Consider the following 16,680-nt stretch of genomic DNA (forward strand, 5'->3'; position numbering starts at 1 on the left):
GACAACAATAAATTACACCGTTTTATGGAGTTTTACTCTGTTTTACGAGTCTCCCTTGCTGCATTCGTAATGTAGAGATAATAAATCATCTCGGTCGCATTAGCGAAATTGCGAATCCGCTCCAAAGTTTGAGCCACTGTAAAATCTTCTTTGAGCGAGATTAACTCTGGAGTCATGATCCGTCCAGCAGTTCCAGCTTCATAACCCAACAATAGAGATGTTGCTTGGCGTTCGTTTGGGCTGAGTTGTTCTAGCAATCGATTAACGATTGTTGCTGGTAATTCGTCAAATAACCGAGCTCGGTCATCTGGCGACATTTTATCAACAATATCAAGAACTTCCTGGCTTTTCAATTCCTCAATGAGTCGTTCTTGGACGCTGTAGTCGAGATATTCATAAACTTCGATTGCTTCTTGTTTAGAAAGCAAGCGAAATGCCAAAGCATGCATTGCTTCTGGTAAACCTTCAATCGCCTCCGCGATATCTGGTGCTTGTACAGGTATCAAAATAGCTTTTGCTCCCTGTAAATCCCCCGCTTCCAGCAGCATTTGCAATTGAATTCTAACTATGTCTCGCAATTAGAAGTGCGCGTTACGTCTTGGAGGGTAGATGTCACACCGTTTGGAGTTTGCATAAGATACAACCAGGGTAATGCGAGATAGTATATTGTACCTGATTTATACGTGACAATAGGTTTTGTATAAATCTCCAAAAAGAGGGATTGAAAATTAGGAATTTCATGAAAAAGTTTTTTTCAGAAATTTTCAAAACAAATGGACAAATCAAGCGTTAAATCTGTTATTTTTGTAAGAGAGCGCATCTTTGTTATGCTTTCTAGCTGGAGATAGAAGCCCAATTTCACTTCTGTGGATTACTGTTATTGTTAATAAGTTTTCAAAAATGCCTGACGCATTTAAGAAGAATGTATTTACGAAGTGCCACACCTTAAGACTGTTGCTCAAAATATTGTAGATGATTAGAAACTGCCAAAAAAATTTTTAACCCTGACTGAAAAAGTAAACTTTCGTAACAATTGTCTAATAGAAAAATCTGATTTTATCACTTAGTAGCTTAGCGCCAAAGAGCAATTTTTGCAACAAATCGTTCTGTATATATTCTTAACTTAAATTGTGTCCCTCCTACACTTTACTTCGTTAGATTTTTTGTTCAACCTTTAAAACTGTGGAGAAGAAATTTCTCGTGAATATAAACAAATTAGAGATAGACAAATTTACCAAACGCGTACAGGGAATGCATCAGCGTTTAACAGATTTATACCAAAATCTAAGTACAGTTCCTGTTATACCAGATGTATTACCGCAAGCTCTTGTCGAACTTGGTAGCGCCTCAGAAATAGTACATGTAGCCACAGAGGAACTTCATCAGCAGAATGAAGAACTCTTGCGAACACGAAACTTGTTAGAAAGAGAACGCCAACGCTACCTGGATTTATTCAATTTTGCACCAGACGCCTATTTAGTGACAGATACCTTAGGCATAATTCAAGAAGTTAACCATACTGCGGCGACACTACTGAACGTCTCACAGCAGTCTATGCAGGGCAAACCAATCGTTAACTTAATAGCGTTTGGTGAGCGTCAAATCTTTCGCAGCTACCTGACGCAACTATGGGCATCCAATAAAGTCAAAGAGTTAATAGTACATATTCAAAAACGCAATGGCGAGTTATTTGACGCCGCCATAACAGTGGGAGTTATCCGCACTTCTGCGCATGAGCCAATCGGACTTCGCTGGCTAGTACGTGACATCACCGAATGCAACCGAGAAGAATTAACACTGTTAAAAAATGACTCCGACTTAACTCAAAACCGCCTTTGGCACAAATGTAGCAAAGGAGACTTTATCCCTCTCAAACCAGGCATAATTTGGTATGTATGTCAAGGTAGTGTCAAGCTTAGTACACTGTGTGAAACGGGAGAGGAACTCATCGTTGGGTTGGCAGGAATTGGAATGGTTTTTGGTTCAAATCTAACTGTGCTACAGGCTTACCAAGCAACGGCTCAATCGGATGTGGAATTAGTGTCAATTGATTATGCAGAAATAGCAGCTTCACCGACGTTGAGTCACACCCTGTTACCAAAAATTAATCAACGGTTACGGCAAACGGAATCTTTTTTGCTCATTGCAAGTAGACGACGGGTACAAGATCGCTTTCACCAATTGTTACTGCTTTTAAAACAGGAAATGGGTCAAAGCGTGCCACAAGGAACTCGCTTGAGTATTCGCCTCACTCATGAAGAACTTGCCAGCGCTTGCTGCACAACCAGGGTAACAATTACACGACTCATAGGTAAGTTACAACAAGAACGCAAAATTGGTTTTGACTCCAGACACCACATTATTTTGAAGGATATATAGGAATCAGAAGAGGGAACAGGGAACAGGGAACAGGGAACAGGGAACAGGGAACAGTGAACAGTGAACAGTGAGTCCAGCGCGCATGAGGCGTTTTCCCGCCGTAGGCGACTGGCGTTCGCGAAGCGTCTCCGAAGGAGATACCCGAAGGGTGAACAATTATCAAGCAATTGATGACTGATGACTGATAGCTGATAACTGATAACTGATAACTGATAACTGATAACTGGTTAACATAAACTGTACGAAGCTTCGCAAAAATCAAATAGGAAGCCTATATAGTTTGAAACCAAAGGTGAAAAAGTCAAGAAAACTTTTTCACCCACGCTAATAATCTTTTGGTATTTGGTGTGAATGCAGTCGAGAGATAATAGGCATCTGCAGCCTTCCTAATTGCTTCAGCCTGAGTTGGATAAGGATGAATCACTTGACTCAGTTTATTTAAGCCAATATTACCGACAATTGCGGTTGTGATCTGTGAAATCATTTCACCTGCATGGCGGGCAACAATAGTAGCGCCCAAAATTTTATCAGACCCCTTTCGATGGTGAATTTTGACAAATCCTTCCTCTTCTCCATCCGCAACTGCGCGATCTACATCAGTAAAAGGAATTTTAATCGTCGCGACATCAACACCCATCTGTTGCGCCTCATGTTCATACATTCCCACATGGGCAATTTCGGGATCAGTATAAGTCACCCAAGGCATGATTAAACTACTGAGTTTTTGCCGTCCCAAACCAAAAGGAGAAAACAGGGCATTTCTAATCACGATCCGGGCTGCAGCATCAGCAGCATGGGTGAACTTCCACCTCATGCAAATATCACCTGCGGCATAAATTTTTGGATTTGTGGTTTGAAGGTAATCATTCACCTTAACACCCTGGCGTTGGTCGTACTCTACCCCGACTACATCTAAATTCAGACCTTCCACATTTGGGGCGCGTCCCGTACCGACTAAAATTTCATCTACTGTGACAACATCTTGCTTACCATTGCAGGTAAAGTAAATTGTTTTACCGTCCTGGGTCTTTTCCACATTTTGTATCTGACAATTTAGCACTAAGCGAATGCCTTCTTGGACAAAGACTTTTTGGACAATCTCGGCGGCGTCTATATCCTCTTTATTCAGGATATGAGATCCTTTATGGAAAAGTATCACCTCACAACCCAAGCGTCGAAAAGCCTGTGCTAACTCGCAGCCAATTGGACCACCACCAATCACGACTAAACTTTGTGGTTTTTGAATCAGAGAAAAAACTGTTTCATTGGTCAGATAACCCGCCTCTTCAAGTCCTGGGATGGAAGGTTCTATGGGTCTGGTTCCCGTTGCAATAACCGCTTTTTTAAATCGGAGAGTCTGGTCATCAACTTTTACAGTATCACTGCTAGAAAACTCAGCGTTCCCTAAGAAGACATCAACTCCCATATTTTGGAAGCGTTTTGCTGAGTCATTATGGCTGATTCCAGATCTGACTCGTCGCATCCGTTCCATGACTGAGGAAAAATCAACATCAACATATTTCGACGTACGAATTCCATATGCTTTGGCATTCCAGATTTCACCAACCACGCGAGAAGACCGGATCAAGCACTTGGATGGTACGCAACCAAAATTCAAACAATCCCCACCCATAAGGTGCCTTTCAATCAAGGCAACTTTTAAACCCCCACCCACAAGCGCTGCACCTCCAGCCGCCACTAATCCGGCTGTACCTGCACCAATGACCACTAAGTCATAACAATCAGCAGGTTGAGGATTGATCCAATCCAGTGGATGTACGTAAGAAACCAATGTCTGGTTATACTCATCTACTGGGCGAATTGTCACTCTTTGGAGTTCTGACATTGGTGTATCTCCTTCAAGAATTGATCATGCAAAAGTCTTATGGGTGTAGCTTTTGCCAGCGAAAAATTGAGCAGGCTAACTTCACAAGGATGACAACCTTTGCAATTGCTTCTCAGTTATAAAATTGACAAGCAGTTACAAAGAATTTCCCGATTAGACAAGGGAGGATGCAATTTTAATACTCTGATTCCAATTTAAGAATACCTTTTAAAGGCACTATCTCCAATCACCACATCAAACTAAAATATGACATGATCAGGCGGAAATTCAATCAAGCTCTATCGAAGCTAATATCTGAATTAAAGATGTATTTTGTAAGGTATCTATTAATGAAGCGAAAAGATAAAGCTCGGTTACAGTCTATTTTTAGTGTCCTGCTCCTTTTTTTCTTCACAGGCTGCTGGTTGTTGTGGAATCCCACCGCTGTTCTAGCTCAGGATTATACTGTTAACTACACGTTTGCTGACTTACAACATCAAGATTTTTCCAATAAAGATTTACATGGAACGTCCTTTGCAGGCGGAAATATGCAGGCGGCAAACTTCCGAGGGGCAAATCTCAGTGGAACTATTCTCACCAAGGGGTCGTTTCTGAAGGCAGACTTAAGCGGAGCTAATCTTGCAGAAACATTTGCCGATCGCGTGATCTTTAGTGAAGCGAATTTAACCAACGCCATTTTGACTGATGCCATTTTCAGCAGCAGTCACTTTTTTGATGCGGTGATTACAGGAGCAGATTTTTCTAATTCAATTGTTGATCCCTACGAAGTAAAGTTGATGTGCAAACGTGCTGATGGAGTCAATCCCGTCACAGGTGTCTCAACCCGTGACAGCTTGGGATGTCGCTGAATGATCAGTTATCAGTTATCAGTTATCAGTTATCAGGTTTCACTGCTTAGTGTTAGCTGAACTGAAAGCTGCTCAAGTTGCCCGAATGCAAACACTCTTTTCCATACGACTGGGAAATCATTCGTTGGAGTCGGAAGGGTTTGCAGCGATTCAAAATTTTGATAACGTTTGATGCCTTTTACCAGATGGATGTCACCCCACCTGCTTTACCAGCATATATCAAATGGCAGTAAGCTGTTTATTTATGACATTTGTAAGAAACTAAACAAGTATGGCAACAATTAACGACAACTACCTCAAGCTCAAAGCAGGTTATCTGTTCCCCGAAATCGGGCGACGGGTTAATGCCTTCGCACAAGCCAATCCGGATGCTAAGATTATCAAGTTAGGTATTGGCGATGTTACAGAACCACTGCCGGAAGCTTGCCGAACAGCGATGATTAAAGCGGTTGAAGAAATGGGCGATCGCGCTTCGTTCAAAGGTTATGGTCCAGAACAAGGCTATACTTGGTTACTGGAAAAAATAGCTGCCCAAGACTTTCAAGCGCGGGGATGTGAGGTTGATGCATCGGAAATCTTCACTTCCGATGGTTCTAAATGCGACACGGGCAACATTCTCGACATCTTTGGTAACAACAACATTATCGCCGTGACTGACCCTGTTTATCCGGTGTATGTGGATACCAACGTCATGGCGGGTAATACCGGATCAGCAAACGATAAAGGCGAATTCGAGGGCTTAGTTTATCTGCCAATTACCGCCCAGAACAACTTCACTGCTCAGATTCCTTCTCAAAAAGTCGATTTAATTTACTTGTGTTTCCCCAATAACCCTACAGGAGCCGTTGCTACGAAAGAACATCTAAAAGCATGGGTGGACTATGCCAGAGCAAATAGTTCCATCATTTTCTTCGACGCCGCTTACGAAGCCTACATCACCGATGCGGAACTTCCTCACTCCATCTACGAAATTGAAGGAGCAAGGGAATGTGCGATTGAATTTCGTTCTTTCTCCAAAAATGCAGGCTTTACCGGTACTCGGTGCGCGTTCACCGTTGTCCCGAAAAACCTGACAGCAAAAGCAGCCGATGGTTCCGATGTGGAACTGTGGAAGCTGTGGAACCGCCGCCAGTCTACCAAGTTCAATGGCGTGTCTTACATCGTGCAACGTGGAGCCGAGGCAGTTTACTCCCAGGAAGGACAAGCTCAAATTCAGGAACTGATTAGCTTCTATTTGGAGAATGCCAAAATTATTCGCGAGAAACTCACAGCCGCAGGATTAGCAGTTTATGGTGGTGTGAATGCACCGTACGTTTGGGTACAAACTCCAAATGGTTTGTCCAGTTGGGATTTCTTCGATAAGTTGCTGCACACTTGCAATGTTGTAGGTACACCTGGTTCTGGGTTTGGTGCAGCGGGTGAAGGTTACTTCCGCATTTCCGCTTTCAATAGTCGGGAGAATGTGGAGGAGGCGATGAAGCGGATTACAGACAGATTCACGTCCTAGTGTAAAATTCCCTACAATCTTACGTTGTTTATATAAACTGCTCATGATTGTAGGGTATGCCCGTGTTAGCACCAACGCCCAAGCTAATGGCGAGGCGTTGGATCAGCAAATAGCAAGACTCAAGGCTGCTGGTGCAGAAGATATTTTTGTTGATGTCGAGTCGGGACGTAGCGTTAAACGTATTATCAGTTATCAATTATCAGTTGTTTCCTGTTCACTGTTTCCTGTTCACTGCGTAGGTAGCTGTTTTAAAAAGTTGTTGGCGCTACATTAATCCTCTGCAAACATAAAAGTTCACCCTTGAGGTAGAAAAGAACAACAAATAATCTAATAGACATCTCCGAAAAATGCTAATACCGCTCCCTAAGTGGCTTTCAACAGGCGATTCCTACGGAGAGCTACGCTTAACGCCAATTTCAAACATCAGCCAGTCTCCACGCACAAATAAGACTTTGAGACAGTTACTGTTGATAATAAGGCAAAAATAAGTATCTTGATACGTCAATTTTTACCTGGTTCAATCGTGCCATTTTATATTTTTAAAAGCAAAGCTCCTATTCGGAATCTTACAAGTCCACAAATAGTCATGATTACTTGTTCGTATTTCTGCGGATTTAATCTAAACCTTTCAGAGGCTACCCTAAATATCTTAACTAAACGAATTAAATGTTCAACAAATATTCGTGATGATGCTAGTTCTTTATTTCGTTCTTTTTGTTCTGAGGTTAATTCTCCTTTTTTAGGCTTTTTCTTTGGGGTCTTGATTGATAATTCTCCTTCATAACCTTTATCGCCGTTGAAACTTTGTCTAGGGTCAAATCCTTTTTGGCGTTCTCGGAATAAATTTATGTCACTTTTTGGTCTAGGTTTACCCGCGACTACATCAACAATATCATCTCCATTTGGTAGAACGATAAGCTGGTTTTTCATCGTATGATTTTTCTTCTTCCCAGAGTAATACTTTCTGTCGGGAAACCCTCATCAAGGACTGGCTCCCTCCGGGTATGCCTGCCTTCGCCTGACGGCTAACACCAGTCGCTTACGGCGGGAAAACGCCTCATGCGCGCCCTTATTCACCGCAAGGCGCTGCTCTCCGCACAGAAGTGACACATGAGGGAAACCCTCCCGCAGCGCTGGACTCACATGCAACGTCTCTACAAGGTTACAGGAAAATGAACATCGTGCTACAACCATAATTCATTCCCAAATTCAGCAACGCCGAACACTTAACATTCCTTGATCTGGTTGTTGCTCTCCTTACGAGCTTTCTCGTAAGCCTCCATCGACGAACCATGCTTTTGTGCGAGCAGGGCGTGCCATTCTACTGCATGAATACTGAATTGTGAAACCTTATGTATAGCTTTCTACTTGTAACGCCACCTATTCAAGTATTTTTAACATGATTTACTCAATTTCAAATTAAAAATATTTGGCGACTTTTGTATTTTATGCAGTAAGCGCCAAGAATACAATTAGAAACTGTTGTTGTATCACAATGGCCGACAACCCAGGCGGTGGTTTTTGATTTTACTGCGCCGGAACCGCTACTCGATTGCCGGGAACAATCTGTGGCTGATATGAAAACACCTCTCGGCTACGGGAATCGACAGTTACCTTGAGCCACTGTACGTCGTTGGTGCCGTTCTCCTGATTGTCGCCAAATGTCTCGACACGAGTGAAGTTCTCAAGTCGTCTGCCTTGAGCATCTAGAAATGGCTTGTCAATGCGGTAGTAGTGCGAATCGCCATGCACGTAGGCAACTGGTTTACCGAAAGCGATCACCTCATCGCGCAACGCTAATAAAAAGTCCTTGAAGCCATCAGGCTGCCCATCGGTTTGTACGAGCGTCTTCGGATCGCGCAAAGGTGCTCTGGTTGGGTCGCTCTGATCCCACCCTGGATCAGCTTGGGAGATCAACATGACCGCCGCCGAGTTGCCTTCCTTTGCCACTCTAAAGGTCTCCTTCAGCCATGCAATATTGGCTGCGTTTCGCGCCGCGTACTCCTCTGGGTCAGGCGCAGTGTCGCATAGGTTATTGCACGAACCCTGGATGTTGAGTGTCGCATAAGTAACTTTGCCAACTGTCCAGCGACGATTCTCGACACACGGCACCGGACCGTTGACACCGAGGCACAGCGGTGCCGTCTGCACTTCCTGGGCTAAGCGACGCTGCCCCAGAGAAAAATTTGTGCTGAAGAATAGCTGACGCTCGTAGTCAAGGCGTTCGAGTGAGTTGAATCCACCATTTGAAGGGCGATCGCAGTCTGTCCAATCGTTGTCACCCGGTGTGAAGGCTGCTGGTGCCTCTAGGCTGTTGAAGTAGCCTCTAGCTTTGGCGTACAGCGCGTTGTCGCAAACGCTGTTAGAACCAGCTTTGAGATCGCCATCATGGACGGTGAAAGAAAGTTTCTGCGAATTCATATCGTCGATTAGTCTTGTTACGCCAACCTCCTGCGCCTCTGAGTAGGGTAAATCGCCCCAAAGTCCGATCTCGTATGGTGCGTTCGCATTCTCCTTCCCTCTGGCAACCACCAGACTGGCAGTTGCAAAGAGGAGGAACGGTAAAGTCACGGTCAGGAAAAACATTTTAGGTAGCAAATGTGCAGTAGCGACACGTAGAAACGTCGAGTACCCAAGCTTTTTCATCATATCCTCGATTATTTTTCAAAGCGTGAGTGCATTTTGGACAAGTAGCTTTTGCTCACGCTATTCCAGTCTGTGATTTAGACTACAGCATGTCAATTAACGATTAATTATGAATAGGTTATGAGTGGATAGTCCTATCAGGGTGTTTTAATAAGAGATTGTAGATGAGGCTCATACTTAAGCCTGTCTCAACAATAAAACCTTGATAATTTTCTGTTGAATTTACTAAATACTGTACGTTCGTTTATTTTAGAATGGCAAGAAGAATTAATTCCTTGTGGGAAAAGGAGTCGAACAATTTTCCATTCTAATCGCATATCGCAGGAGCATTTCTCGGTAGTCCGGAGATGTTCATCAAAAAATGGAATAAGGAAAAGCACTACACTACAAGCACAGTAAAGGATTGAGAAAGTGAAATAATTAAAAAGCACTAGCGAATATCAACAGCTAGTGCAATCAGTTCATTTTTGAATAGTTATCTCTAATATAATACTTTTCAACTTAAGTCATTAGGTAGAAGGAGATAATCACCAACCAGGCTATGTATAGTTGTAATAAATTGTCAAAAAACACTTTAATATTTCTACTCAGAAATAGGTGGTTTATGGAAAAACAACCTGAGATACACAATTTTCTCTGTCAAAAATATAAATACAGAGGTAAATTCACTCCACAGAATTTAGTATTCAACGCCAACTTACAAGAATTTGCAACACACGTGAGCTACATTTGCAATTTACAAACTCTTGGTAAACTTTCAACAGAAGATGCATACAAACAAATTAACGAGCTTTGGCAACGGCTAGAACGTAGTTATTTAGAATTAGAGATTGATGCAGATTGATATAGATGTTGAAACTCAGGGATTAACCTCTCCAATTCTGTATGATAGCTTGCCCGTAAAGTGCCATAGATGCGCTTAATGATACTTAAGCTTCAATTATTCAGAATACAAACTCTTTAGGAGCGCAAACTCCTACCCAAGGAGGAGAATGCACATACTATGGGGGGGGTGGGTCACAACGATTGAAAAATCTGCCTAAGCTGAGGAAAAATCGCCCTATAAAAAATCTTGATTTTGTATACCAGTTGACAGTCCGGGGCGATTTTTCCGTCAAAGTTGTGGACTTCTTACCCATAAACTAGTAATTCGGCTGGCAGATTTTTCCGGTTTTAATGAAGCGGAATGCACAGCGGCAATGAAACGTATCAAGCAAAAGCTTACAATATTATGCACTATTCCTATCATTTGAACCAAATGCTTTGTTCTTCAGATTTTCTTTACAAACAGATTCTTACTAGACATCTGTGAAAACTAATCTCAAACTCTTGTGGTGTCTGGGTTAATTTTTCATTTCTGGAGACGTCTACTGTTCTTTAACTAAATCTTTCCCAATCCATAACTCATACTGTGCTAGCGATAAACTAATATTCTAATCGGTCTTTGAAATCGCAACACATGCAGAACCCTACCCCGATAAACGCAGAACTCTGCCTCAGTAAACGGTTTGCCATATCTGCATGGGTTGTACTGACTTTAATATTATGTATGAGGAGAAATAAGTGTTCTTGTTAAAAAAACGACGCACAGTCACTCTGACTGCGACTGTTGCTGCAACGGTTACTGCTGTTGGCTTCGCTTTCGCTAGCAGAGCTGATTATCTATCACTCGAACAGTTTATCGACAATGGTCGCGCAAAGAATGTCATTCTTTTCATTGGCGACGGTATGGGCGATTCAGAGATTACAATCGCCCGCAACTACTCCGTAGGCGCTGCTGGTCGTCTGGCACTCGATACTCTCCCATTGACTGGAGAGTATACGACTTATGCTCTTCAGGAGAGCAACCCCAAGTTACCCGATTATGTCACCGACTCCGCAGCTTCGGGAACGGCTTGGGCTACAGGAAGCAAAACCTCGAACGGTCGGATTTCGACAACGGCTAGCACCGACTCTGACCTGAAGACAATTCTCGAACTGGCTCAGGAAAGAGGCTTTGTCACTGGTAATGTCAGTACAGCTGAGTTAACTGATGCGACGCCTGCGGTACTCGTGTCTCATGTGTCTAATCGCAATTGCCAAGGTCCAAAAGATATGACAAGCTGTCCACAGGACAAAAAGTCAGCGGGTGGTCCTGGTTCAATCGCTGAGCAATCGGTTGACCACGGTGTTGACGTACTGCTTGGCGGAGGTAAGCAGAGGTACGACCAGATCATTGATGGCGGTCGGTTTGCTGGCAAGACTGTGATTGAATCAGCGCAGGCACAGGGTTATCAAGTTGTGACAGATGCTTCCGGATTGCAGTCAGCACAGCCAGGAACAAAGCTATTAGGTTTGTTTAACTCTGGCAACATGAGTCTGGAATGGGCTGGCAAGCCAGCGGTTGTGTACCCTGGTAATGAGCCACAACGCTGTCGAGAAGGTCTCAGACCATCAAATGAACCTAGCTTGGCTGACATGACGAGCAAAGCAATCGAATTGCTTGAATCAAAGCAGGGTGGTCAGCGGCGTTTTTCACAGAAAACAGGATTCTTCCTACAGGTGGAAGGTGCTTCGATTGACAAGCAAGATCATGCTGGGAACCCGTGTGAGCAAATTGGCGAGAACGTCGCATTTGATCAAGCGATCAAAGTAGCGCTTGACTATGCTAAGACTCATCGGGATACATTAGTCGTCGTGACTGCTGACCACGGTCACACGAGTCAAATCATTCCTAATCCAACACAGACTGCTCATAGCCCAGGAAAATACAGTACACTGATCACTGCTGATGGAGCGCAGATGACAGTGAATTACGCAACCAATCTTTCTGATCAGTCGCAAGAACACACCGGAACTCAAGTGCGTATTGCTGCACAGGGACCGCAGGCGTCAAAAGTTGTTGGTGTAATTGATCAGACCGATCTCTTTCACATTTTAGCTCGTGCTATCGGTGCAGAGTAACTGATTATTACGAAGGTAGTTTTTTAACGACTCAATTCTCCTTCTTTGGGTTAAAAGTATAGTTGAGTTAGTTCACGAACGAATTCTGCGAATTCATTTGCTCTGTTATCTTTTTGCAAATTTGGAATGCTCGGACGAGTGCACGATTCAGACTTCCTTTTTCCAAGGAAGTCTGAACCGTGCTGGATAAAACTTTGCTGCGTATTTAAGAGAACGATATCGCCTAGCAATCTCAAAAAAAAACTACAGTCTAAGATAAAACCTAAAACTGTAGGAATGACAATTATGTTATTATCACCAGAAGTTTTTGTATAGACTAGGGAAGACGCCAGCTTTTGTCAATATAACGCTGGTTTCCCACTTCTGATATTTGAATAGCTGCTTTGTAGCGACCTTGGTTTGTCTTGGTTGTGAGAACGCGAGTCTTAACTCGCACCTGCTCGGAGTCTGGTCCTCCCTTTAATCCTTCAAGTAACACCCGACCGTCAAAAGCTTCACTAGTGTTGATGCCCTTAAGCGCTAAGATTGTGGGGGTAAGATCTACATTACTAGCAGGAACTTGAACTTTAACGCCGCGCTTGAAATCCACTCCCCAAGCAAAGAAGGTGTTGCGAACATTCCAGGGACTCATACTACCGTGACCGCTGGCGTTACCTGTGCGCGGACCTGTTGTTCCACTGGTATCGGTGAAGTCAGTCCCTTGTACACCAAAAGCATTCTTATCTGATGTCCAAGGAAAGGTAAAGAGGATATCTGGACCGCGCTCTTGGTTGAACTCGTGGATCAACTCCAGTGAAAAGGTTCCAGGTATTGAGCCATCAACGCTCTTGGGTTTTCGGTTACTGAGATTGCTGCTTGAGTTTTTACCAGCAGTGAAAACGACACCAATCCAATCTTGTTTGTGCAAGAACTCTACAATTTCTTTAATTCGTTGTGGTGAGCGGTTTTTTACGTGCAAAAGGACAGCTTGCCCACTGCTAGCTATGACGACATCGTCCGAATCGGGTCCGGCTTTAAGTCCAGCACGGATCAATTCCTGTGTGACGTTAACGCCAAAAGTTTCCAGGCTAAAACCGTGATCTGAAACAACAAAGATATCAGTTCGATCTTCTAAACCTAGAGCTTTAAGCTGTTCTATTACGAGTCCGATGTTGCGATCATCATTGCGAATTGTGTTAGTGGACTCTGGAGAACCCGCACCAGTATTGTGCTGCGTATTGTCTGGTTCTGTCAACCAATTAAGGACTACATCAGGTTTTTGCTCTGGAAGTACATACTCTCGCAGAACCTGCTCAGTCCAATCCACTGCTTCGTTGTATTGATTGTCAACGTCTCCTTCTTTGGGTGGAGCAGCCCCAAAGCGAGAGAGAATTGCATCGTTAACATCACCGGGGAATGCTACGACCTTACCAGGGTTGAAGTATCCATTAATGACACTACCAATCCCGTTGACTGCTCGGGGATTCAGCAGAAGCGCACTACCTGACGAGCCAGAACTTACAGCAGCAAGCTTCATCCCGTTTTCCTGAAGTCTTTCACCTAAAGTTTTAACAAAGACTACCCGCCCACCACTGACTTCGTCAAGTTTTAGGATATCTGAATACTCTCCTGTACTGAACGCACGGGTCGGGTTGACCTCAGGCACGTACATAGAGTTACTCACAATACCGTTTGTCCCTGGATAGTAACCAGTTCCAATTGCCGTAGCATTGACGCGAGTGACTGTAGGAAAGACAGCGTGTCCGTTGACGTAGTCCACACCTTCATTACGCAACCGATAAAGGTTTGGGGTATCTTGTGGATTGATTAAGTCAGGACGCAGCCCATCTAAAATAAAAACCAAAATCAAACGAGCTTGACCTGGCAGTGTTGTTGTTACTTTCTGAACCAGTGTGGAATCAGCATGAGTCATTCCCGGTCTGGTCAAAGAATGACCAAACACGCTCATTGCTAAAACTGTTGTTCCGATGAGTACCCCAGTAAAGAATCGACGCCGATTCCAATGGTGTTTCTGAGTTGGTTTTGTGGATTTATTTTGACTGTGCTGTAACTTATTGTTCATGCGATTGCTTCCTACACCTTAAGCCCCTGTTTTTGAAAACTCCGACCCAATGGGTTAACTTTCCAGCCAGTTGCGATTGGAATTGTTCTGGATTTGCACCTCATTAGACACAAGACAGGTGACATCAAAAAATGATGTTGCTGGCTAGCGACTATGTTTTTAGGCTTTTTTATTTGCAGCCACAGTCTAATGGATGCTCATCAAGCTAGGAACAAGGTTTGATTAATCTCCAGTTAAGACTTAATTGTGTAATTGCCTAGAAATGTAAGGTCGACGAACTTTAATCCCTGGAATTATTGCCTACAGGTAGTTTGGAAAATTAGCTGTTCATCAAATTACTGAACTTATATTGACCTAATGCTACTTTTGTGAAATGCGGTTTATACAGTGCGACGCTGACGTAATGCTTGAATTTACAAATATGTAGTACATTCGCCAACAGTATCCGTATCTCGGCGAAATACCGTGTTGCGGTTAAGTTTTTCAGTTTTACCAACTTCGGGTCATAAGTTGGTATTGAGTTCAAAAATAGACAAATTGAAAATCAAGAAGTTTGATTTCTAAATTAGTACTTCTTAACTGGAGTTTAGACTAAACCACGCGATCCCAGAGCGCAGACGCCAAGGGCGTATTGCTATGCGGTCGTGGTACGTAAGAATAAGTATAAAAAATTAAGGAGATGCCTGGAGTTAAAACAAGCATCTCCCAACGGAAGATGAGAGAAGCACTACCCTTACCGTGGCAAAAGTCAATCGAGAAGTTGACCCTTGGAAGGATTGGTCAGTCTATGGGAGGAGTTTTAGCGAAGATTGACACGCCGTGGCTTACCTCCAAAACCCCGTGCAAAATCTCCTGGCTGGGAAACTGGACAGCCACGCTAACGTAGAATCACAGTTAATCTAGTCAGATAAAATACTTATATACACCGTAAGCAGGTGACTAAATCTGCTTAGTTTATCCGTTTCCATATTTTCTAATTTAATTTTCTTTAACCCAGCATTGCTGGGTCATTTTCCATGCCTTAGTCTAAACTCGAGTATATTAAGCAAGTTGTATGACCAACACCGTTATTATTACAGCTGCCTCTGAGGGTATCGGCAAAGCAACTGCTCTCGAATTTGCGCGTCACGAATATAATGTTGTGCTAGCAGCACGTCAAAGCGATCGCCTAGAAGCAGCTGCCTCACAAGTCCGGGCAATTGGTCGAGATGCCCTAGCTATTTGTGTTGATGTCACAGATCCCAAACAGGTGGACGCTTTAGTTGAGAAGGCGATCGCTCACTTTGGCACTATTGATGTGCTGATCAACTTAGTGGACAAGGCAATCCATAATCCCATCTTAGAAAAACCGGAGGATGTGGCAGTGGCAATCTGGAAAGCCGTTAAGTATCAGCGATCTGATATGTTAGTTGGTTCAGCACGTTTGTCCAAGGTGGCTTATCAAGTATTTCCTGGTTTGATGCAAAGCCTATACCAACGAGTGCTTGGAATGCGAGCACGCCACTATGGACAGTAAATACTTCAATTTGTATTCAGACAATTGTATAGAAGGAAACCTCAGAAAAGTTTGTTTCTGTACAGACAGAGTATCGTCATAGTGTAAAATTCCCTACAATCGTAGGTTGTTTATATAAACGGCTTATGATTGTGGGGTATGCCCGTGTTAGCACCAACGCCCAAGCCGACGGCGAGGCGTTGGATCAGGCTAGCAATGTGGCGCGGTTCTCACTGAGTAGCGGCGAGGGATGGTTAGAAGGTATGGGTCAAAATGTGCTTTTAACTGCGGCGTATGTAAGAGCAATGATGATTGAGATGATAATTGGCATAGCAATCATAAGTCCTGTTTTGCCAAACCGAATTTCTTGTCCATCCATTTTTAAGATAGCTATCACGCCTGCGGTTGCCATTAAAATCCATATAGTTCCAAAGACAATAAAGATAACGAATGATGAGTCATTCATGTTTTTTTCCTTTAATTGACATCCTCTCCCGCCTGAAGTCGGGAGATTCCCGAAACAGATGGATAGGTTCCTAATTCATCGACCCAGCTTACTACCAATTGTCCTTTCGGCAATATCTAAACCGAATGACCGCACAAAAGTACCAATCATCTAGCCTAGTTCAATTGATACCAGAGGCTCTGGTCTCCAAAGGCGTTTTCCCATGCATTGGGAGGTTCATCGGTGCCCCCGATTACCAAGCGAGTTTTAAAGTTTTTTGCTTTTCTGGTTTGTCTAACGCTAGGCAGCGCACAGCTATGTTTTATGAGGTTTTCGCTACCCTACTTTTTGCCTTGAGCAGGCTTTCCGGTTCAAGGAGCCAATGCAAGCCACCACCGTGGGAATTCCAACCATCAATACAATACAGCACTTTGCTCTAACAAATCAATTAAGAAAAGCCGCCCTCAAAGGGCGGGGCTTTAAACCCAATTTTTCGGTAAGTTTGGGGT

At 43.4% G+C, this 16,680-nt stretch carries 11 protein-coding genes and 2 pseudogenes; 8 read left to right on the forward strand and 5 right to left on the reverse strand.

Features of this window, described 5'->3' with window-relative positions:
- Positions 1–53: 53 nt before the first annotated feature.
- A pseudogene (locus DP116_RS03065) lies at positions 54–634 on the reverse strand (magnesium transporter MgtE N-terminal domain-containing protein); the annotation flags it as partial.
- Positions 635–1,200: 566 nt separating this feature from the next.
- Between DP116_RS03065 and DP116_RS03070 the strand changes: the two are divergent.
- Positions 1,201–2,379, forward strand: a complete 1,179-nt coding sequence (locus DP116_RS03070; protein WP_339381593.1) for a PAS domain S-box protein — start codon at positions 1,201–1,203, stop codon at positions 2,377–2,379.
- A gap of 301 nt (positions 2,380–2,680) precedes the next feature.
- Here DP116_RS03070 and DP116_RS03075 read toward each other — a convergent pair whose 3' ends face one another.
- Positions 2,681–4,225: a mercuric reductase gene (locus DP116_RS03075; protein ID WP_169153771.1), complete on the reverse strand. Its 1,545-nt coding sequence runs from the start codon at positions 4,223–4,225 to the stop codon at positions 2,681–2,683.
- Between the two features lie 329 nt (positions 4,226–4,554).
- Here DP116_RS03075 and DP116_RS03080 point away from each other — a divergent pair, with 329 nt between their 5' ends.
- From DP116_RS03080 to DP116_RS03090, 3 genes are all read left to right on the forward strand, one after another.
- Positions 4,555–5,073, forward strand: coding sequence for a pentapeptide repeat-containing protein (locus tag DP116_RS03080; protein WP_169153772.1), 519 nt, complete (start codon positions 4,555–4,557; stop codon positions 5,071–5,073).
- 271 nt (positions 5,074–5,344) lie between these two features.
- Entirely contained in the window at positions 5,345–6,580 is a 1,236-nt protein-coding gene (locus DP116_RS03085; RefSeq protein ID WP_169153773.1) for an LL-diaminopimelate aminotransferase, read from the forward strand.
- Between the two features lie 43 nt (positions 6,581–6,623).
- Positions 6,624–6,854, forward strand: a complete 231-nt coding sequence (locus tag DP116_RS03090) for a recombinase family protein (protein WP_169153774.1) — start codon at positions 6,624–6,626, stop codon at positions 6,852–6,854.
- A 257-nt stretch (positions 6,855–7,111) separates the two neighbouring features.
- On the opposite strand, the pseudogene DP116_RS03095 reads toward DP116_RS03090, so the two are convergent.
- A pseudogene (locus DP116_RS03095) lies at positions 7,112–7,537 on the reverse strand (transposase family protein); the annotation flags it as partial.
- A gap of 570 nt (positions 7,538–8,107) precedes the next feature.
- Positions 8,108–9,229 (reverse strand): hypothetical protein, encoded by a 1,122-nt coding sequence (locus DP116_RS03105; protein WP_211173047.1) that lies wholly within the window; start codon positions 9,227–9,229, stop codon positions 8,108–8,110.
- A gap of 601 nt (positions 9,230–9,830) precedes the next feature.
- On the opposite strand from DP116_RS03105, the gene DP116_RS03110 reads away from it, so the two are divergent.
- Together DP116_RS03110 and DP116_RS03115 are read left to right on the forward strand one after the other, a co-directional pair.
- Positions 9,831–10,070 carry a DUF7219 family protein gene (locus DP116_RS03110; protein ID WP_169153776.1) on the forward strand — a complete coding sequence of 80 codons (240 nt, stop codon included), beginning with the start codon at positions 9,831–9,833 and terminating at the stop codon, positions 10,068–10,070.
- A 719-nt stretch (positions 10,071–10,789) separates the two neighbouring features.
- Entirely contained in the window at positions 10,790–12,169 is a 1,380-nt protein-coding gene (locus DP116_RS03115; RefSeq protein ID WP_169153777.1) for an alkaline phosphatase, read from the forward strand.
- Between the two features lie 316 nt (positions 12,170–12,485).
- Here DP116_RS03115 and DP116_RS03120 read toward each other — a convergent pair whose 3' ends face one another.
- Positions 12,486–14,231, reverse strand: coding sequence for an alkaline phosphatase family protein (locus DP116_RS03120; RefSeq protein WP_169153778.1), 1,746 nt, complete (start codon positions 14,229–14,231; stop codon positions 12,486–12,488).
- A gap of 1,054 nt (positions 14,232–15,285) precedes the next feature.
- On the opposite strand from DP116_RS03120, the gene DP116_RS03125 reads away from it, so the two are divergent.
- The gene (locus DP116_RS03125) at positions 15,286–15,747 is read left to right on the forward strand and encodes an SDR family NAD(P)-dependent oxidoreductase (RefSeq protein WP_169153779.1); all 462 of its coding nucleotides are present in this window, start codon (positions 15,286–15,288) and stop codon (positions 15,745–15,747) included.
- A 125-nt stretch (positions 15,748–15,872) separates the two neighbouring features.
- Complete coding sequence (locus DP116_RS28445) at positions 15,873–16,211, forward strand: hypothetical protein (RefSeq protein WP_211173048.1); 339 nt, start codon at positions 15,873–15,875, stop codon at positions 16,209–16,211.
- Positions 16,212–16,680 lie beyond the last annotated feature (469 nt).

This window comes from Brasilonema bromeliae SPC951, assembly GCF_012912135.1.
GTDB lineage: Bacteria > Cyanobacteriota > Cyanobacteriia > Cyanobacteriales > Nostocaceae > Brasilonema > Brasilonema bromeliae.